The 17841-nt window shown below is 70.3% G+C and carries 19 protein-coding genes; 15 read left to right on the top strand and 4 right to left on the bottom strand.

The features are described 5' to 3' along the window. Window positions 1–60: 60 nt before the first annotated feature. From AAG092_RS12115 to AAG092_RS12055, 13 genes are all read left to right on the top strand, one after another. The gene (locus AAG092_RS12115; RefSeq protein ID WP_373386884.1) at window positions 61–996 is read left to right on the top strand and encodes a 4-hydroxyproline epimerase; all 936 of its coding nucleotides are present in this window, start codon (window positions 61–63) and stop codon (window positions 994–996) included. Next, a complete protein-coding gene (locus AAG092_RS12110; RefSeq protein ID WP_373386883.1) occupies window positions 993–2093 on the top strand; it encodes an NAD(P)/FAD-dependent oxidoreductase in 1101 nt (366 codons plus the stop codon). Before AAG092_RS12115 ends, AAG092_RS12110 begins: the two co-directional genes overlap by 4 nt. After that, window positions 2086–2322, top strand: coding sequence for a (2Fe-2S)-binding protein (locus AAG092_RS12105; protein ID WP_061902756.1), 237 nt, complete (start codon window positions 2086–2088; stop codon window positions 2320–2322). The genes AAG092_RS12110 and AAG092_RS12105 overlap by 8 nt, the downstream gene beginning before the upstream one ends. Next, window positions 2319–3560, top strand: coding sequence for an FAD-dependent oxidoreductase (locus AAG092_RS12100; protein WP_373386882.1), 1242 nt, complete (start codon window positions 2319–2321; stop codon window positions 3558–3560). The genes AAG092_RS12105 and AAG092_RS12100 overlap by 4 nt, the downstream gene beginning before the upstream one ends. 83 nt (window positions 3561–3643) lie before the next feature. After that, on the top strand, window positions 3644–4396 hold the full coding sequence (locus AAG092_RS12095; RefSeq protein WP_373386881.1) for a helix-turn-helix domain-containing protein: 753 nt from the start codon (window positions 3644–3646) through the stop codon (window positions 4394–4396). A gap of 298 nt (window positions 4397–4694) precedes the next feature. Next, window positions 4695–5513: a transporter substrate-binding domain-containing protein gene (locus AAG092_RS12090; RefSeq protein WP_373386880.1), complete on the top strand. Its 819-nt coding sequence runs from the start codon at window positions 4695–4697 to the stop codon at window positions 5511–5513. A 19-nt stretch (window positions 5514–5532) separates the two neighbouring features. After that, window positions 5533–7308, top strand: coding sequence for an aconitase X (locus AAG092_RS12085; protein WP_373386879.1), 1776 nt, complete (start codon window positions 5533–5535; stop codon window positions 7306–7308). A 3-nt stretch (window positions 7309–7311) separates the two neighbouring features. After that, a complete protein-coding gene (locus AAG092_RS12080; protein WP_110684066.1) occupies window positions 7312–7977 on the top strand; it encodes an amino acid ABC transporter permease in 666 nt (221 codons plus the stop codon). A 13-nt stretch (window positions 7978–7990) separates the two neighbouring features. Further along, window positions 7991–8641: an amino acid ABC transporter permease gene (locus AAG092_RS12075; protein ID WP_373386878.1), complete on the top strand. Its 651-nt coding sequence runs from the start codon at window positions 7991–7993 to the stop codon at window positions 8639–8641. Then, window positions 8634–9356, top strand: coding sequence for an amino acid ABC transporter ATP-binding protein (locus AAG092_RS12070; RefSeq protein ID WP_110684064.1), 723 nt, complete (start codon window positions 8634–8636; stop codon window positions 9354–9356). Before AAG092_RS12075 ends, AAG092_RS12070 begins: the two co-directional genes overlap by 8 nt. A 10-nt stretch (window positions 9357–9366) precedes the next feature. Then, entirely contained in the window at window positions 9367–10404 is a 1038-nt protein-coding gene (locus tag AAG092_RS12065) for a proline racemase family protein (protein ID WP_373386877.1), read from the top strand. Between the two features lie 141 nt (window positions 10405–10545). Next, window positions 10546–11481, top strand: a complete 936-nt coding sequence (locus AAG092_RS12060; protein WP_373386876.1) for a dihydrodipicolinate synthase family protein — start codon at window positions 10546–10548, stop codon at window positions 11479–11481. An 87-nt stretch (window positions 11482–11568) separates the two neighbouring features. Beyond that, window positions 11569–13152 (top strand): aldehyde dehydrogenase (NADP(+)), encoded by a 1584-nt coding sequence (locus tag AAG092_RS12055; protein WP_373386875.1) that lies wholly within the window; start codon window positions 11569–11571, stop codon window positions 13150–13152. 72 nt (window positions 13153–13224) lie between these two features. Here the strand turns inward: AAG092_RS12055 and AAG092_RS12050 are convergent, their stop codons facing one another. Next, window positions 13225–13626 (bottom strand): hypothetical protein, encoded by a 402-nt coding sequence (locus tag AAG092_RS12050; protein ID WP_373386874.1) that lies wholly within the window; start codon window positions 13624–13626, stop codon window positions 13225–13227. A gap of 122 nt (window positions 13627–13748) precedes the next feature. Here AAG092_RS12050 and AAG092_RS12045 point away from each other — a divergent pair, with 122 nt between their 5' ends. Continuing rightward, the gene (locus AAG092_RS12045) at window positions 13749–14237 is read left to right on the top strand and encodes a hypothetical protein (RefSeq protein ID WP_373386873.1); all 489 of its coding nucleotides are present in this window, start codon (window positions 13749–13751) and stop codon (window positions 14235–14237) included. Continuing rightward, window positions 14234–15565 (top strand): GAF domain-containing protein, encoded by a 1332-nt coding sequence (locus AAG092_RS12040; RefSeq protein WP_373386872.1) that lies wholly within the window; start codon window positions 14234–14236, stop codon window positions 15563–15565. Before AAG092_RS12045 ends, AAG092_RS12040 begins: the two co-directional genes overlap by 4 nt. On the opposite strand, the gene AAG092_RS12035 is transcribed toward AAG092_RS12040, so the two are convergent. The 3 genes from AAG092_RS12035 to hexR form a co-directional block, all read right to left on the bottom strand. Continuing rightward, complete coding sequence (locus AAG092_RS12035; protein ID WP_373386871.1) at window positions 15566–16573, bottom strand: Ldh family oxidoreductase; 1008 nt, start codon at window positions 16571–16573, stop codon at window positions 15566–15568. 105 nt (window positions 16574–16678) lie between these two features. Then, complete coding sequence (locus tag AAG092_RS12030; RefSeq protein ID WP_373386870.1) at window positions 16679–16879, bottom strand: PA3496 family putative envelope integrity protein; 201 nt, start codon at window positions 16877–16879, stop codon at window positions 16679–16681. Window positions 16880–16966: 87 nt separating this feature from the next. Further along, on the bottom strand, window positions 16967–17833 hold the full coding sequence (gene hexR, locus AAG092_RS12025) for a transcriptional regulator HexR (protein ID WP_110684057.1): 867 nt from the start codon (window positions 17831–17833) through the stop codon (window positions 16967–16969). Window positions 17834–17841: the final 8 nt, after the last annotated feature.

Raw genomic sequence — 17841 nt, 5'->3', positions numbered from 1 at the left:
GCCGCCGACGCCTGCGCGGCGGCAACCTTGCCGGTATCCACTCATCGGCAGGGGCCGCCCATGCAACGCATCCGTGTACTCGACTCGCACACCGGCGGTGAACCGACCCGCCTGGTTCTCGACGGCTTTCCCGACCTCGGCCGCGGCAGCATGGCCGAGCGCCGCCAGCTGCTCGCCGAGCGCTTCGACGCCTGGCGCGCCGCCACGGTGCTGGAGCCGCGCGGCAGCGACGTACTGGTCGGCGCCCTGCTCTGTGAGCCGGTCGACCCCGCCGCCTGTGCCGGAGTGATCTTCTTCAACAACAGCGGCTACCTCGGCATGTGCGGCCACGGCACCATCGGCCTGGTGGTCTCGCTGGCCCACCTGGGGCGCATCGGCCCGGGTGTGCACAAGATCGAGACCCCGGTCGGCACTGTCGAAGCCACCCTGCACGACGACCGCTCGGTGAGCGTGCGCAACGTGCCGGCCTACCGCTACCGCCAGGCGGTCGCAGTCGAGGTGCCGGGGCATGGCCGGGTGGTCGGCGATATCGCCTGGGGCGGCAACTGGTTCTTCCTGATCTCAGACCACGGCCTGCGCGTCGCCGGCGACAACCTGGAGGCGCTCACCGCCTACTCGGTGGCCGTGCAGCAGGCTCTGGAAGACCAGGGCCTGCGCGGCGAGGACGGCGGCCTGATCGACCATATCGAGCTGTTCGCCGACGACGCCGCGGCCGACAGCCGCAACTTCGTGCTCTGCCCGGGCAAGGCCTACGACCGCTCGCCCTGCGGCACCGGCACCAGCGCCAAGCTGGCCTGCCTGGCCGCCGACGGCAAGCTGCAGCCGGGCCAGCTGTGGCGCCAGGCCAGCGTGATCGGCAGCCAGTTCGAGACCCACTACGAGCATGCCGAAGGCGGCCGCATCATCCCCACCATCCGTGGTCGCGCGCACCTCAGCGCCGAGGCCACCCTGCTGATCGAGGCGGACGACCCCTTCGCCTGGGGCATTCGCCTGTGAGCGATGTGATCGTCATCGGTGGCGGCATCGTCGGCGCCGCCTGTGCCCGCGAACTGGCCAGGCGCGGCCAGCGCGTGCTGGTGCTGGATGCCGGCCTGCGCGCCGCCACCGCCGCCGGCATGGGCCACCTGATCGTACTGGACGACAACCCGGCGGAACTGGCGCTCAGCCAGTACTCGGTGCAGCGCTGGCGCGACTGGGCGCGGGAGATGCCGGAGGACTGCGCCTACCGGCAGAACGGCACCCTGTGGCTGGCCGCCAATGCCGAGGAGATGGCGGTGGCCGAGGCCAAGTACCAGGTGCTGCGCGAGCACGGCCTGGACTGCGAACTGCTCGGCGCCGGCGCCCTGCGTGCCGCCGAGCCGGAGCTGCGCGAAGGCCTGCACGGCGGCCTGCGGGTCGGCGGCGACGGCATCCTCTACGCGCCCAATGCCGCGCGCTGGCTGCTCGACCACCCGCTGATCGAGCAGCGCCGGGCACAGGCGGTCGAGGTCGACGGCGCCCGCGTGCGCCTGCAGGACGGCAGCTGGCTGGGCGCCCAGGCGGTGATCCTGGCCGGCGGCACCCATGTCACCGAGCTGTGCCCGGAGTTACCGGTGGAACCGAAGAAGGGCCACCTGCTGATCACCGACCGCTACCCGGGGCGCATCAGCCATACCCTGGTGGAGCTGGGCTACGTCACCAGCGCGCACAACGCCACGGGCCCCTCGACCGCGGCCAATATCCAGCCGCGGCCGACCGGCCAGCTGTTCATCGGCGCCTCGCGCCAGTTCGGCACCCTCGACCCCGAAGTCGAGCCCTGGATGCTGGCCAAGATGCTGCGCCGCGCCGTGCACTACATGCCGGGCCTGGCCAACCTCAACGGCATCCGCGCCTGGACCGGCTTTCGCGCCGCCAGCCCGGACGGCCTGCCGCTGCTCGGCGAGCACCCGCGGCGCCGCGGCCTGTGGCTGGCGGTCGGCCACGAGGGCCTGGGCGTGACCACCGCGCCGGGCAGCGCCGACCTGCTGATCGCCCAGCTGTTCGGCGAAACCGCGCCGCTGGCACCCGAGCCCTACCTGCCGCAACGTTTCCCCGGAGTCCGCGCGCATGCCTGAACTGATTCTCGACGGCCGCCCGCTGCGCGTGGCCGAAGGCACCACGGTAGCCGCCGCGCTGGCACTCGGCGGCGACGGCAGCAGCCGCACCTCGGTCAGCGGCCAGCGCCGCGCGCCGGTGTGTGGCATGGGCGTGTGCCAGGAATGCCGGGTAACCATCGACGGCCAGCGCCGCCTGGCCTGCCAGACCCTGTGCCGCGACGGCATGCGCGTGGAGAGCCAGCCATGAAGGTGGACATCCTCATCGTCGGCGCCGGCCCCGCCGGCATGGCCGCGGCCCTGGCCGCCGCGCCGAGCGGCGCGCGCATCGCCGTGCTCGATGACAACCCCGCTGCCGGCGGGCAGATCTGGCGCGACGGCCCGCAGGCGCACATCCCCAAGCTGGCCCGCGAGCACCGCCAGCGCCTGGAGGCGCAAGCCAATATCGAGCTGCTGCCGGCCAGCCGCGTGGTCGCCCTGGCCGGGCCCCAGGCGCTGCTGGTGGAAGACCCCGAGCAGGGCCGGGTGATCGAGTACACCAAGCTGATCCTGTGCACCGGCGCGCGCGAGCTGCTGCTGCCCTTCCCCGGCTGGACCCTGCCCGGCGTCACCGGCGCCGGTGGCCTGCAGGCGCTGATCAAGGGCGGCCTGCCGGTGGCCGGCGAACGCATCGTCATCGCCGGCAGCGGCCCGCTGCTGCTGGCCAGCGCCGCCACCGCGCGGGACAACGGCGCCCGGGTGCTGCACATCCTCGAACAGGCCAGCTGGTCCGCCGTGGCCGGCTTCGCCGCGCAGCTGCCGCGCTGGCCGCACAAGCTGCTGCAATCCTTCGGCCTGTTCCATCGCGGCTACCGGGCCAGCAGCCATGTGCTCGAAGCGCTCGGCGACAGGCGCCTGGAAGCAGTGCGCCTGAACATCGGCGGGCAGCTGCGCGAGGTCGCCTGCGAGCGCCTGGCCTGCGGCTTCGGCCTGGTGCCCAACCTGCAGCTGGGCCAGGCCCTGGGCTGCCGTATCGACAACAGCGCCATCGCCGTCGACGCCTGGCAGACCACCAGCCTGGCCGGCGTCTACGCGGCCGGCGAGAGCACCGGCTTCGGCGGCAGCGAGAAGGCCCTGGTCGAAGGCGCCATCGCCGGTCATGCGGCGGTCGGCGAGCGCGAGGCGGCGCAGCGCCTGTGGTCGCAGCGCCAGCGCTGGCACGGCTTCGCCCGCGCGCTGAACAGCGCCTTCGCCCTCGGCGATGCGGTGAAGAGCCTGGCCCGACCGGACACCCTGATCTGCCGCTGCGAGGACGTGCCGCTATCGGCCGTAACCGATCACCAGGGTTGGAGCCAGGCCAAGATGGCCAGCCGCTGCGGCATGGGCGCCTGCCAGGGCCGGGTGTGCGGCGCCGCCGCCCAGGCGCTGTTCGGCTGGCAGCCGCCGGCGCAGCGCCCGCCCTTCAGCCCGGCACGCATCGACACCCTGCTCCAGCTCGGCGACGACTGAGCCGCGCCGGTTGGCGGCGCAGCGCTTGTCCAGCGCCGCCGTCGCTGCGCAGAATGGGCGCCCCGAAGGCCAGTGTCCGCCCCATGCTCGATCTGCTGCCGTCCACCGCTCCCGCCGACCTGCCCAGCCTGCTTGCCAGCCTGGGCGCGGTGGCGCCGCTGCTGGATGCCATGCCCGGCGTGGTGTTCTTCGTCAAGGACGCGCAGGCGCGCTACGTGCTGGTCAACCAGACCCTGGCCACCCGCTGCGGCTACCGCGACAAGGCCGAGCTGCTCGGGCGCACCGCCGAGGAGGTGTTCCCCTCGCGTTTCGGCCCGCTCTACACCGCCCAGGACCTGCAGGTGCTGGAGGCCGGCAGCCTGCTCGCCGACCAGCTGGAGTTGCACCTCTATCCCGGCCGCCAGCCCGGCTGGTGCCTGACCCACAAGCTGGCGCTGCGCAACGCCGCCGGGCAGGTCATCGGCATGGCCGGCATCTCCTGCGACCTGCCGGCGGCCCAGGCCGCGCACCCGGCCTATCAGAAGCTGGCGGCGGTGGACGAGCACATCCGCCAGCACTACGCCCAGCCGATCAGCCTGGCCGAGCTGACCGCCATCGCCGGCCTCTCGGTGGCGCAACTGGAGCGCCACTGCAAGCGCATCTTCCAGCTCACCCCGCGGCAGATGATCCACAAGGCGCGCCTCGGCGCGGCCTCGCAGCTGCTGCTCGGCGAGCTGCCGATCACCGAGATCGCCCTGCGTTGCGGCTACACCGACCACAGCGCCTTCAGCCGCCAGTTCAAGGCTCTCACCGGCCTCTCCCCCAGCCAGTACCGCGACTCCCACCGCAACCCCTGACCCGTATCCGGTCGCACCAGGTGCAACCGCCACCCACAAGGGTGTTCCGTTTGCGGGCACGCCGGCGCATCCATGCTTCGTTATGTAACACCGGGCAGTCACGAAATCGCCCGACTAGTCTTAGTGGAACCGTGACGCCCGACCGCCTCCTGCCTGGCGGCCTTGCGTGACGGGGGCTGACGCATCCGCGTGGGTGCGCCGGCGGTTTAGGCATAGGCCTTGCTAAGTAAATATCGTATACGAAATTCAAGATACCCCCTGTTTCATCTGCCATCCCATCACATCTATGAGGCTGCACATGAAAAGAAAGACCCTCGCCATCGCCCTCGGCGCCGCCCTCAGCGCTTCCCTGGCCGCCACCGCCCAGGCCGACAAGCTCGACGACATCATCGAGTCCGGCAAGCTGCGCTGCGCCGTGACCCTGGACTTCCCGCCCATGGGCTTCCGCGACGAGAACAACAACCCGGCCGGCTTCGATGTGGACTACTGCGCCGACCTGGCCAAGGTCCTCGGCGTGGAACCGGAAGTGGTCGAAACGCCCTTCCCCGACCGCATCCCGGCGCTGGTCTCCGGCCGCGCCGACATCATCGTCGCCTCCACCTCCGACACCCTGGAGCGCGCCAAGACCGTGGGCATGACCATCCCCTACTTCGCCTTCCAGATGGTCGTGCTGACCCGCGAGGACGCCGGGGTGAACAGCTACGCCGACCTCAAGGGCAAGAAGCTGGGCAACACCAGCGGCACCTACGAGGCCATCGCCCTGGAGAAGGACCAGAAGGCCTGGGGCTCGGGCAGCTTCCGCGCCTACCAGTCGCAGAACGACACCATCCTGGCCGTGGCCCAGGGCCACATCGACGCCACCGTGGTGACCAACACCGTGGCCGCCGCCACCCTCAAGTCCGGCAAGTACAAGGGCCTGAAAGTCGCCGGTGACGCGCCCTACGTGGTCGACTACGTGTCCCTGGCGGCCAAGCGCAGCGAGTACGGCCTGATCCACTACCTCAACCTGTTCGTCAACCAGCAGGTGCGTAACGGCCGCTACGAGGAGCTGTGGAAGAAGTGGGTCGGCGACGAGATCAAGCCGGCCAACCTGACCGTGCCCGGCGTGTACTACTGATCGCGCGCGCCCGGGAGAGATGACGATGTCCGTACTGACCATCGAGGGTCGCAGTCTGGTCGCGGGACGGGGGCAGGGCAGCCTGCTCCACGCCGACCTGGGCCTGAGCTTCTGGGGCGGCATCGACCCCTTCAGCGGCGAGGTGATCGACCGTCACCACCCGCTGAGCGGGCAATCCCTGGCCGGGCGCGTGCTGGCCATTCCCAGCGGACGCGGCTCCTGCACCGGCAGCAGCGTCCTGCTGGAACTGATCCTCAACGGTCCGGCACCGGCGGCGCTGGTGCTGGCCGAACCCGACGAGATTCTCACCCTCGGCGCCCTGGTCGCCGAGCATGTGTTCGACGTGCAGCTGCCGGTGCTGTGCATCGGCCACGCCGCCTTCGCCGAGCTGGCCGCCCATGCCGGCGCCAGCGTGCGGGTCGACGGCACGCGCCTGCAGGTGTTCGACGCCGTGCCGGCCGACGGCTGGCAGGCCACGCCGATCGCCCACGACGGCAGCCATCCGCCGAGCCTGACGCTGAGCGCGCGCGACCGCGCCATCCTCGCCGGCGAGCAGGGCCGCGCCGCCCAGGTGGCCATGCAGCTGGTGCTGCGCATGGCCGAGCTGCAGGGCGCGCGCGAGCTGCTCGACGTGACCCAGGCGCACATCGACGGCTGCATCTACACCGGCCCGGCCTGCCTGCGCTTCGCCCAGCAGCTGCTGGACTGGGGGGCGAAGGTCAGCGTGCCGACCACCCTCAACGCGATCTCGGTGGACCAGCGCCGCTGGCGCGCGCTGGGCATCGACCCGGCCTTCGGCGAGCCGGCCAGCGAACTCGGCGACGTCTACATGGCCATGGGCGCGGCGCTCAGCTTCACCTGCGCGCCCTACCTGCTGGACAGCGCGCCCAAGGCCGGCGAGCAGATCGTCTGGGCCGAGTCCAACGCGGTGGTCTACGCCAACAGCGTGCTGGGCGCGCGGACCCTCAAGTACCCGGACTACCTGGACATCTGCATCGCCCTCACCGGCCGCGCGCCGCGCTGCGGCAGCCACCTCGACGAGGGTCGCCACGCGCGCCTGCTGATCGAGGTGGAAACCCCGCTGGCCCCGGACGACAGCTTCTGGCCGCTGCTCGGCTACCACGTCGGCCTGCTCAGCACCGTCGACATCCCGGTGCTCAGCGGCCTGGAGCACAGCGCGCCAAATACCGACGACCTCAAAGCCTTCGGCGCCGCCTTCGCCACCACCTCGGCGGCACCCATGTTCCATATCGCCGGGGTCACCCCCGAGGCGCCGGATGTGGCCAGCGCCCTCGGCGGCCAGGCGCCCACCCGGCAGCTGCGGGTAACCCTCGCCGACCTGCTGGACAGCTGGTGGGAGCTGAACGGCGCCGACTCGGCCGAGGTCAGCCTGGTGGCCCTGGGCAACCCGCACTGCTCGGCCACCGAGCTGGCGCGCCTGGCCGAGCTCTGCGAGGGCCGCCACAGCCACCCGGACACCGCCCTGGTGGTGACCTGCGGCCGCGCCGTGTTCGAGCGGGCGGCGGCGGCCGGCCATGTGGCCACGCTGGAGAGATTCGGCGCGCGCCTGATCACCGACACCTGCTGGTGCATGCTCGGCGAGCCGGTGGTACCGCCGGGCAGCCGCAACCTGATGACCAATTCGGGCAAGTACGCCCACTACGCCCCCGGCCTGGCTGGCCGCCAGGTGCACTTCGGCAACCTCGCCGCCTGCGTCGAGGCCGCCTGCACGGGGCGCAACCAGGGACAACTCCCGGCCTGGCTGGGTCAACTTCCACCCCAAGGGAAACGCTGATCGATGTTCGATTACACCTTCCACTGGCGCTCGGCCTTCAAGGCCCTGCCGGACATGCTGGCGGGCGCCTGGGTAACCCTGGAGACGGCAGCCCTGTCGATGCTCCTCGGCACCCTGATCGCCCTGCTGCTGACGGTGATGCGGCAGATGCAGCACCCGGTGCCACGGCACTTCGCCAACACCTGGGTGTCCATCGCGCGCAACACCCCGTCGCTGTTCCAGATCTACATCCTCTACTTCGGCCTCGGCAGCTTCGGCCTGCACGTCAGCTCCTGGGTCGCCCTGCTGGCGGGGATCACCTTCAACAACGCCGGCTACCTGGCGGAGAACTTCCGCGGCGGCCTCAAGGCGGTACCGGAGACGCAGATGAAGGCGGCACGTTCGCTGGGCATGAGCGCCTTCCAAGCCTACCGCCTGATCATCGTCCCGCAGCTGCTGCGCATCGTCTTCCACCCGCTGTCCAACCAGATGGTCTGGGCCGTGCTGATGACCTCGCTGGGGGTCATCGTCGGGCTGAACAACGACCTCACCGGGGTCACCCAGGACTACAACGTGAAGACCTTCCGCACCTTCGAGTACTTCGCCATCGCGGCGGTGCTCTATTACCTGATCGCCAAGACCATCGTGCTCGCCGCACGCCTGATGGCCTGGCGTCTGTTCCGCTACTGAGGGAGGCGCGCACATGTTCGATACCAGCCTCACCTCCAACGACCTGCTGTTCATGCTGCAGGGTGCCTGGGTCACCCTCAAGCTGACCGCCGGCGCCATGCTCATCGGCACCCTGGCCGGCGTGCTGTTCGGCCTGCTGCGCGCCGCCCTGCCGCGCGCCACCCTACCGCTGGCCTGGGTGCTCGACGTGTTCCGCAGCGTGCCGCTGCTGATCCAGTTCGTCCTGTTCAATGCCCTGAAGAGCATCGCCGGGCTGGACATGAGCGCCTTCACCGTCGGCTGCATCGTGCTCGGCGTGTATGCCGCAGCCTTCTGTACCGAGGTGGTACGCAGCGGCGTGCTGGCCGTGCCGCCCAACCTGCGCCGCGCCGCGCGCTCGCTGGGCATGAGCTACAGCCAGGACCTGCGCTACATCGTGCTGCCGATCGCCACCCGCGTGGCCTTCCCCGGCTGGCTCAACCTGGTGCTCAGCGTGATGAAGGACACCGCGCTGGTCATGTGGATCGGCATCGTCGAGCTGCTGCGCGCCTCGCAGACCATCGTTACCCGTATTCAGGAGCCGCTGCTGGTGCTGTGCATCGCCGGCCTCATTTACTACATCATGAGCCTGGTGGTGGCCCAGCTGGGCGCCCGGCTGGAGAAAAGGTGGCAGGAAAATGATTGAGATCGACAACGTCTACAAATCCTTCGGCGACCTCGAAGTCATCAAGGGTGTCAGCCTGACGGTGAACAAGGGCGAGGTGGTGTCGATCATCGGCGGCTCCGGCTCCGGCAAGAGCACCCTGCTGATGTGCATCAACGGCCTGGAGCCGATCCAGAAGGGCAGCATCCGCGTCGACGGCACCGAGGTGCACGCGCCGGGCACCGACCTCAACAAGCTGCGGCAGAAGATCGGCATCGTGTTCCAGCAGTGGAACGCCTTCCCCCACCTGACCGTGCTGGAGAACGTCATGCTGGCGCCGCGCAAGGTGCTCGGCCTGAGCAAGCAGGAGGCCGAGGCCATCGCCGTCAAGCAGCTCACCCACGTGGGCCTGGCGGACAAGCTCAAGGTGTTCCCCAGCAAGCTCTCCGGCGGCCAGCAGCAGCGCATGGCGATCGCCCGCGCGCTGGCCATGAGCCCGGACTACATGCTGTTCGACGAGGCCACCAGCGCCCTCGACCCGCAGCTGGTGGGCGAGGTGCTGGACACCATGCGCCTGCTCGCCGAGGAGGGTATGACCATGATCCTGGTCACCCACGAGATCCGCTTCGCCCGCGACGTGTCCGACCGCGTGGCGTTCTTCCGCAACGGCCTGGTGCACGAGATCGGCGCGCCCGAGCAGGTCATCGGCAACCCGCAGAAGCCGGAAACCGCGGACTTCCTCAAGTCGGTCCTATAAGGGGAGAGCAATGCGTTCGAGCAAGGTCATCCATGTGGTCAGCTGCCACGCCGAGGGCGAGGTCGGCGACGTCATCGTCGGCGGCGTCGCGCCGCCGCCCGGCGCCACCCTGTGGGAACAGTCGCGCTGGATCGCGCGCGACCAGGAGCTGCGCAACTTCGTGCTGAACGAGCCGCGCGGCGGCGTGTTCCGCCACGTCAACCTGCTGGTGCCGGCCAAGGACCCGCGGGCGCAGATGGCCTGGATCATCATGGAACCGGCCGACACGCCGCCCATGTCCGGCTCCAACTCGCTGTGCGTGTCCACCGTGCTGCTCGACAGCGGCATCCTGCCGATGACCGAGCCGGAAACGCGCCTGGTGCTGGAGGCACCGGGCGGCCTGATCGAGGCCGTGGCCCAGTGCCGTGACGGCAAGGTGCAGCGCGTCGAGGTGAAGAACGTGCCGTCCTTCGCCGACAAGCTGGACGCCATGATCGAGGTCGAGGGCCTCGGCAGCCTCAAGGTCGACACCGCCTACGGCGGCGACAGCTTCGTCATCGCCGATGCCCGTACCCTGGGCTTCGCCCTGACCGCCGACGAGGCCGCCGACCTGGTCGCCGTGGGCCTGAAGATCACCCGCGCGGCCAACGAGCAGCTGGGCTTCGTCCATCCGCTGAACAAGGACTGGGATCACATCTCCTTCTGCCAGATCGCCGCGCCGCTGGAACGCATCGACGGCGTGCTGACCGCCGCCAACGCGGTGGTGATCCGCCCCGGCAAGATCGACCGTTCGCCCTGCGGCACCGGCTGCTCGGCGCGCATGGCGGTGCTGCACGCCAAGGGCCAGATGCAGGACGGCGAGCGCTTCGTCGGCCGCTCGATCATCGGCTCCGAGTTCCACTGCCGCATCGCCGGCCTCACCGAAGTCGCCGGGCGCCCGGCCATCCACCCCTGCCTGTCCGGCAGGGCCTGGATCACTGGCACCCACCAGCACCTGCTCGACCCCGACGACCCCTGGCCGCAGGGCTACCGCCTCTCGGACACCTGGCCGGTCGAGCCGCAACCCTGACCCTGTTTTTTAAAGATTTGATAACCGCCGCCGCGCCGGCGCTCTGAACCGGGCCCAGGCCCAAGCCATGGAAACAAGGGCGTAGAACGACCCCTTGCTTCCGTATACGAAATACTCTGACTCTGCCCAGGAGGCGACAGCATGAACAGCACCATCTTCACCGGCACCATCCCCGCCCTGATGACCCCCTGCACCGCCGAGCGCAAGCCGGACTTCGACGCCCTGGTACGCAAGGGCAAGCAGCTGATCGAGGCCGGCATGAGCGCCGTGGTCTACTGCGGCTCCATGGGCGACTGGCCGTTGCTCACCGAGGCCGAGCGCCAGGAAGGGGTGGCGCGCCTGGTCGCCGCCGGCATCCCGACCATCGTCGGCACCGGCGCGGTGAACAGCCGCGAGGCCGTGTCCCACGCCGCCCACGCCGCCAAGGTCGGCGCCCATGGCCTGATGGTCATTCCGCGCGTGCTGTCCCGCGGCGCTTCGCCGGCCGCCCAGGAAGCGCACTTCGCCGCCATTCTCGAAGCGGCGCCGCAGCTGCCGGCGGTGATCTACAACAGCCCCTACTACGGCTTCGCCACCCGTGCCGAACTGTTCTTCAAGCTGCGCCGCCAGTACCCCAACCTGATCGGCTTCAAGGAGTTCGGCGGCGCCGCCGACATGCGCTACGCCGCCGAGCACATCACCTCGCAGGATGACCAGGTGATCCTCATGGCCGGCGTCGACACCCAGGTGATGCATGGCTTCGTCAACTGCGGCGCGACCGGCGCCATCACCGGCATCGGCAACGTCCTGCCGCGCGAAGTGCTGCAGCTGGTCGAGCTGAGCAAGCAGGCCGCCAAGGGCGACGCCGTCGCCCGCCGCCGCGCCCTGGAGCTGTCCGAGGCGCTCAACGTGCTGTCGTCCTTCGACGAGGGCTGCGACCTGGTCCTCTACTACAAGTACCTGATGGTGCTGGGCGGCGACCCGGAATACGCCCTGCACTTCAACCCCACCGATGCGCTCAGCGACGCCCAGCGCAACTACGCCGAGACCCAGTACAAGCTGTTCCGCCAGTGGTACGCCAACTGGTCGGCCGCCTGATCGCCGTGCTGCGGCCGGATGCTTCCGGGCTTCCGGCCGATCTGCCATGGCAACGCTGATCTCACAGGCACCCGACAGGAGCTAACCATGCCCGCCATCACCGGCCACAACTTCATCGCCGGCGCCCGCAGCGCCGCCGGCGAAATCATCCTGCACAGCCTCGACGCCAGCACCGGCGAGGCGCTGCCCTACGCCTTCCACCAGGCCACCGAGGCCGAGGTGGACGCCGCCGCCCGCGCCGCCGAGGCCGCCTACCCGGTCTACCGCGCCCTGAGCCCGGAGCGCCGCGCCCAGTTCCTCGACGCCATCGCCGAGCAGATCGACGCCCTCGGCGACGACTTCGTCCAGCTGGTGTGCCGCGAGACCGCTCTGCCGGCCGCGCGCATCCAGGGCGAGCGCGGCCGCACCAGCGGGCAGATGCGCCTGTTCGCCAGGGTGCTGCGCCGCGGCGACTTCCTCGGCGCGCGCATCGACCGCGCCCTGCCCGAGCGCCAGCCGCTGCCACGCCCGGACCTGCGCCAGTACCGCACCGGCGTCGGCCCGGTGGCGGTGTTCGGCGCCAGCAACTTCCCGCTGGCCTTCTCCACCGCCGGTGGCGACACCGCGGCGGCGCTGGCCGCCGGCTGCCCGGTGGTGTTCAAGGCGCACAGCGGCCACATGGCCACCGCCGAGCTGGTGGCCCAGGCGATCATCCGCGCCGCCGAGGCCACCGGCATGCCGGCCGGCGTGTTCAACATGGTCTATGGCGGCGGGGTCGGCGAGTGGCTGGTCAAGCATCCGGCGATCCAGGCGGTCGGCTTCACCGGCTCGCTGAAGGGCGGTCGAGCTCTGTGCGACATGGCCGCCGCGCGCCCGCACCCCATCCCGGTGTTCGCCGAGATGAGCTCGATCAACCCGGTGCTGATGCTGCCGGCCGCCCTGGCCGCGCGTGGCGAGCAGATCGCCCGCGAACTGGCCGACTCGGTGGTGCAGGGCTGCGGCCAGTTCTGCACCAACCCGGGCCTGGTCATCGGCATCGCCTCGCCGGCCTTCAGCCTGTTCGTCGCCAACCTGATCGCCGAGATCGGCCAGCGCCCGCCGCAGACCATGCTCAACGCCGGCACCCTGGGCAGCTACGAACGCGGCCTGGCCGCGCTGCACGCCCACCCGGGGCTGAAGCACCTGGCCGGCCAGCCGCAGGAAGGCCGCCAGGCCCGCCCGCAGCTGTTCCAGGCCGATGTATCCCTGCTGCTCAACGGCGACGAGCTGCTGCAGGAGGAGGTGTTCGGCCCCGTGACCGTGGTGGTGGAAGTGGCCGACAAAGCCCAGCTGATCCGCGCCCTGCATGGCCTGCGCGGCCAGCTGACCGCCACCCTGACCGCCGAGCCGGCCGACTTGGAGGCCCACGGCGATCTGTTGCCACTGCTCGAGCAGAAGGTTGGCCGGGTACTGTTCAACGGTTATCCGACCGGCGTGGAGGTGTGCGACGCCATGGTCCACGGCGGCCCCTATCCGGCCACTTCGGATGCGCGCGGCACCTCGGTCGGCAGCCTGTCCATCGAGCGCTTCCTGCGCCCGGTGTGCTACCAGAACTGCCCGGACGCCCTGCTGCCGGACGCCCTGAAGAACGCCAACCCGCTGGGCCTGGCCCGGCTGGTCGACGGCATCACCACGCGGGAATCGCTGGCCTGAAAAGTTGTCGGCTCAGCCACCAGCGCTTCCCTCCCTCAGCCCCGGTTCGCCGGGGCTTTTTTATCGCCGCCCTCAGCTCAGCGCCAGCGGGCCACTGGCCGGTACCTGGCGCTGCGCCGGCAGGAACAGGGCAACCACGAACAGCAGCACGCCGCCCGCCACCCCCAGCGACGCCAGGCCCAGCAGCGGGCCGAAGGCGGGCTTGCCATTGAGCATGAACAGCAAGGCCACGCACATCACCGGCAGGCTCAGGTTGTACAGCCAGAAATGCGCCTTCAGCACGCGCCCCGGCTGCAGTACGCGGCCGATCAGGCCGAACAGCGCCATGGATACCCAACCGAGCAGGTTGATGTGGGCATGCAGCGGGAACAGGTGATGGTCGCCGGACAACCCCATGCCGACGCCCAGGGCCACACCTATGAAAAAATACAGTCCGGCCAGTTTGAGCCACAGATTGCTGAGCCTATGTTGCATGATGAACTCCGTTACAGATGGTGGGCCCCCATGCTAGGTGGGCAGCGCCCGGGCATTTGCTAATTTTTCCGGCAGCACTTGCTAAAAGATTGCTAAGGGGATGCGATGACAGGACAACCGCGATGAATGCGCTGAGCCTCGACGAGGAGCTGGCCGACTTCATCAGCCAGGGCGCGCTGATCCGCCTGGCCAGCGCCACCGCCACGGGCGTGCCGGACCTCTGCTTCGGCCTGGCCTGCTTCATCGATCCGGCGCGCCAGCGCCTGCGCGTGGCCTTCGACGAGCGCCAGGCCGGCGCCGTGCTGCAGCTGGCGGTGCAGGGCGGACGGGCGGCCCTGGTGTTCAGCGACCCGGTGAGCCACCGCACCGTGCAGATCAAGACCCGCGACGCCCGCCTGGGCGGGGTGGCCGGCAGCGAGCTCGCGGAGATCGCCCGGCGCGTCTCGCTGGCCAACCGGCGCCTGGACCTGATCGGCTTCGGCGACCCCTTCGCCTCCACCCTCAACGGCTACGAGCCCGAGCGCCTGGTGTTCCTGCACTGCGGCATTCACGCGCTGTTCGATCAGACGCCCGGGCCGAATGCCGGCAAGGCGCTGGCGGGGGCTCCATGAACCCCAGCCTCTGCGCCCTGCGCGACTCGATGGAGGGCAGCACGCCGGCGCTGATCGCCACCTGCGCGCTCGACGGCACGCCCAACCTGTCCTACCTGTCGGCAGTGCACTACCTCGACCCGGCCCACATCGCCCTGAGCTTCCAGTTCTTCAGCCAGACCCGGCGCAACGTGCTGGAGAACCCCATCGCGCGGATCCTGCTGATCGACCCCTTCACCGCCCGCCGCCACCGCCTGCTGGCGCAATACCTGCGCACCGAGACCGAGGGCGCCACGTTCGAGAAGATCGGCGCCAAGCTGGCCGGCATCGCCTCGCACAGCGGCATGGACGGCGTCTTCCGCCTGCAGGGCGCCGACATCTACCGGGTGCTGGCCATCGAGCCGGTGGACTGCCCCGGACTGCCCCAGCCACTGCCGCCCAACCTGCTGCCGCCACTGCGCGCGCTGATCGAGACGGTGGCCCAGGCCGTCGACCTGGAGCACCTGTTCGACAGCTGCCTGGCCGCCCTGGAGCGCCAGCTGGAGATCGCCCAGGCCATGATCCTGCTGTGCGACGACGCGCAGGCGCGCCTGTTCACCGTGGCCGCGCGCGGCTATCCCGGCAGCCAGATCGGCAGCGAGGTGCCGCTGGGCAAGGGCGTGATCGGCGTGGCCGCGCGCACGGGCGTGCCGATCCGCATCAACCATGCCCTGGCCGAGCACGGCTACGCCCAGGTGGTGCGCTCCCAGGCCCTGGCCCTGGACGAGCCGCTGGAGCCGGCGCTGCCCTTCCATGGCCTGGCCAACCCCGGCAGCCAGCTGGCCCTGCCGATCCGCCTGGGCGCCACGGTGAGCGGCGTGCTCTATGTCGAGGACCTGCGCGCCCAGCGCTTCAGCTACCACCATGAGGATGCCCTGGCGACCCTGGCCGACGCCCTGGGCCTGGCCATCGGCCGCCTGCAGGAGGACTGCGAGGCGGGCGAGGCGGCGGACTGGCAGGGCGCGCCGGCGCCCCGCCCGCGCGCCAGCACTGCGCTGCAGGTGCGTTTCTATGCGCGCCTGTCGACCCTGTTCATCGACGGCCAGTACGTGATCAAGGGCATCGCCGGCGCCATCCTCTGGAAGCTCCTGCGCGAATACCGCGACAGCGGCCGGCGCACCTTCAGCAGCCGCGAACTGCGCGCCGACAGCTCGCTGAACCTGCCGGAAATCAGCGACAACCTGGCCACCCGCCTGCTGCTGTTGCGCCGCCGCCTGGACGAGATGGCGCTGGGCATCAGCCTGCGCAAATGCGGGCGCGGCCAGGTCGAGCTGCGGGTGGAGCAGCCGCTGGAACTGGAGGAAGGCTAGCTAGCCGAGCAGCGCCTGCAGGTCGCGGTACAGGCCGTCGTCGAGTTCAACGCCACAGGCCAGGCTCCTGGCCCGCGCCTCGTAGCGCCGCTGCGACGGCAGCCGCGCGCCCTGGCCCTGGATCGCCTCGAACAGTGCCTCGGCGCGGGCCAGGTGCTGCTCGGCCTGCGCGCCGAGGAAGCGCTGCGGATCGAGGGCGATGATCAGCTCGCCGTGGTACGGCAGGGCGTTGGCGCCGCCGTCGAAGGCGCCGGATTCGAGGCTGGTGAGGTCGCCGATCAGCGGCCCGGCGATCAGCTCGATCATCGTCGACAGGGCCGAGCCCTTGTGCCCACCGAAGGTCAGCATGGCGCCGTGGTCGAGCACCTCGGCGGCCTCGCTGCTCGGCTGGCCGTGGCGGTCGACGCCCCAGCCCGGCGGCAGCGGCTCGCCGGAACGGCGGTGCAGCTCGATCTCGCCACGGGCGATGGCGCTGGTGGCGAAGTCGAAGACGAAGGGATGGCCACCGGCACGCGGCCAGCCGAAGGCGACGGGGTTGGTGCCGAACAGCGGACGGCTGCCACCGGCCGGCGCCACGTAGGCCTGGGTCGGGTTGCAGGCCAGCGCCACCAGGCCCAGCTCGGTGAGCGCCTCCATCTCCACCCACAGCGCGGAGAAGTGCACGCAGCGGTTGATCGCCAGGGCGGCGATGCCGTTGCGCCGGGCCTTGTCCGCCAGCAGCGGCAGGCCGGCGGCGAAGGCCAGCTGGGAGAAGCCGCCATGGGCATCGACCCGTACCAGCGACGGCGCCTGGTCGATCACCTCGGGCTCGGCGTCGGCCACCGCCTTGCCGGCCTTGAGGGTGTGCACGATGCCGAGCAGGCGCCACAGACCGTGGGACTTGCAGCCATCGCGCTCGCCGGCGGTCACGGTGGCGGCGATGGCCTGGGCGAAGGCCTCGCTGAAACCGGCATGGCGCAGGATGGCGGCGGCCAGCTCATGGGCCTCGGTGAGGGTCAGTCGGGTCATAACGGGCTCCTGGCAGTCTGCCCGCTACAGTGGCCCGTTGCGGCCGCCGCGGCTTGATCGCTTTGCACGCCCGGCATGCCGAATTCGGCATACCGCCGGCAGGGCTCAGGCCGCCTGGCGACGGGTCGTGGCGCGCTCGAGCAGGAGGCCGGCGGGGAGCAGATCGGGATAGTCGTGGAGTTCGCGCTGCAGGCGGCGCTGCTCGGCGTAATCCTCGATGGCGCGGCGGAAGGCCATGCGGCGCTGGTCTTCCAGCTTGCGGCGGGTCTTGCTGTCGTGAACGGGTTCGGCGTGATGCAGGCTCATCGCGGGGCTCCTAGTCCGATAACGGGAACCCAGCATGCGCGCCGGAGGGTGACGCTTTGGCGGCGCGCCGATGAATCTTGCGTGACGCTAGTCCTCGGCGCTGCGCACCGACTTGGGCGACAGGCGCAGGCTGCGCAGGCTGCGCTTGACGCTCTTGAGGTGGTTGACCAGGTCCGGGCCGCGGGCCATGGCCACGCCCATGGCCAGCACGTCGATCACCACCAGGTGGGCGATGCGCGAGGTCAGCGGCGTGTAGATCTCGGTGTCCTCCTGCACGTCGATGGCCAGGTTGACCGTGGCCAGGTCGGCCAGCGGGGTCTGGCTCGGGCACAGGGTGATCAGGGTGGCGCCGGACTCTCGCACCAGGTTGGCGGTGATCAGCAGGTCCTTGGAACGGCCGGACTGCGAGATGCAGATGGCCACGTCGGTGGGCTTGAGGGTCACCGCGCTCATGGCCTGCATGTGCGGGTCGGAGTAGGCCGCGGCGGTCAGCAACAGGCGGAAGAACTTGTGCTGGGCGTCGGCGGCCACCGCGCCGGAGGCGCCGAAGCCGTAGAACTCGATGCGCTGGGCGTTGGCGATGGCATTGATGGCCTTCTCCAGTTCCTTGGGATCGAGGCGTTCGCGCACTTCCATCAGGGTGTGCAGGGTGGTGTCGAAGATCTTCAGGCTGAAGTCCGCCACCGAGTCGTTCTCGCTGATCGCGAACTGGCCGAAGCTGGCCCCCGCCGCCAGGCTCTGCGCCAGTTTCAGCTTGAGGTCCTGGAAGCCGCTGCAGCCAATGGCGCGGCAGAAGCGCACGATGGTCGGCTCGCTGATGCCGACCTCGTGGGCCAGGTCGGCCATGGAGCTGTGCATGACCGCCGAGGGGTCCTGCAGGACATGGTCGGCAACCTTCAGCTCCGACTTGCGGAGCAGGTGACGGGACTGGGCGATATGCTGCAGAAGATTCACGGGCAGGA

The organism is Pseudomonas alcaligenes (assembly GCF_041729615.1).
Classification (GTDB): domain Bacteria; phylum Pseudomonadota; class Gammaproteobacteria; order Pseudomonadales; family Pseudomonadaceae; genus Aquipseudomonas; species Aquipseudomonas alcaligenes_B.
This window is presented reverse-complemented; position numbering and strand designations above follow the sequence as displayed.

Bases quoted from the DNA above. Each gene is read 5' to 3' on its own strand.
- AAG092_RS12050 (WP_373386874.1), bottom strand. From the start codon at position 13,626: ATGCAACATAGGCTCAGCAATCTGTGGCTCAAACTGGCCGGACTGTAT.
- AAG092_RS12060 (WP_373386876.1), top strand. From the start codon at position 10,546: ATGAACAGCACCATCTTCACCGGCACCATCCCCGCCCTGATGACCCCC.
- AAG092_RS12100 (WP_373386882.1), top strand. From the start codon at position 2,319: ATGAAGGTGGACATCCTCATCGTCGGCGCCGGCCCCGCCGGCATGGCC.
- AAG092_RS12065 (WP_373386877.1), top strand. From the start codon at position 9,367: ATGCGTTCGAGCAAGGTCATCCATGTGGTCAGCTGCCACGCCGAGGGC.
- AAG092_RS12040 (WP_373386872.1), top strand. From the start codon at position 14,234: ATGAACCCCAGCCTCTGCGCCCTGCGCGACTCGATGGAGGGCAGCACG.
- AAG092_RS12070 (WP_110684064.1), top strand. From the start codon at position 8,634: ATGATTGAGATCGACAACGTCTACAAATCCTTCGGCGACCTCGAAGTC.
- AAG092_RS12085 (WP_373386879.1), top strand. From the start codon at position 5,533: ATGACGATGTCCGTACTGACCATCGAGGGTCGCAGTCTGGTCGCGGGA.
- AAG092_RS12090 (WP_373386880.1), top strand. From the start codon at position 4,695: ATGAAAAGAAAGACCCTCGCCATCGCCCTCGGCGCCGCCCTCAGCGCT.
- AAG092_RS12030 (WP_373386870.1), bottom strand. From the start codon at position 16,879: ATGAGCCTGCATCACGCCGAACCCGTTCACGACAGCAAGACCCGCCGC.
- AAG092_RS12075 (WP_373386878.1), top strand. From the start codon at position 7,991: ATGTTCGATACCAGCCTCACCTCCAACGACCTGCTGTTCATGCTGCAG.
- AAG092_RS12115 (WP_373386884.1), top strand. From the start codon at position 61: ATGCAACGCATCCGTGTACTCGACTCGCACACCGGCGGTGAACCGACC.
- AAG092_RS12095 (WP_373386881.1), top strand. From the start codon at position 3,644: ATGCTCGATCTGCTGCCGTCCACCGCTCCCGCCGACCTGCCCAGCCTG.
- AAG092_RS12080 (WP_110684066.1), top strand. From the start codon at position 7,312: ATGTTCGATTACACCTTCCACTGGCGCTCGGCCTTCAAGGCCCTGCCG.
- AAG092_RS12035 (WP_373386871.1), bottom strand. From the start codon at position 16,573: ATGACCCGACTGACCCTCACCGAGGCCCATGAGCTGGCCGCCGCCATC.
- AAG092_RS12045 (WP_373386873.1), top strand. From the start codon at position 13,749: ATGAATGCGCTGAGCCTCGACGAGGAGCTGGCCGACTTCATCAGCCAG.
- AAG092_RS12055 (WP_373386875.1), top strand. From the start codon at position 11,569: ATGCCCGCCATCACCGGCCACAACTTCATCGCCGGCGCCCGCAGCGCC.
- AAG092_RS12105 (WP_061902756.1), top strand. From the start codon at position 2,086: ATGCCTGAACTGATTCTCGACGGCCGCCCGCTGCGCGTGGCCGAAGGC.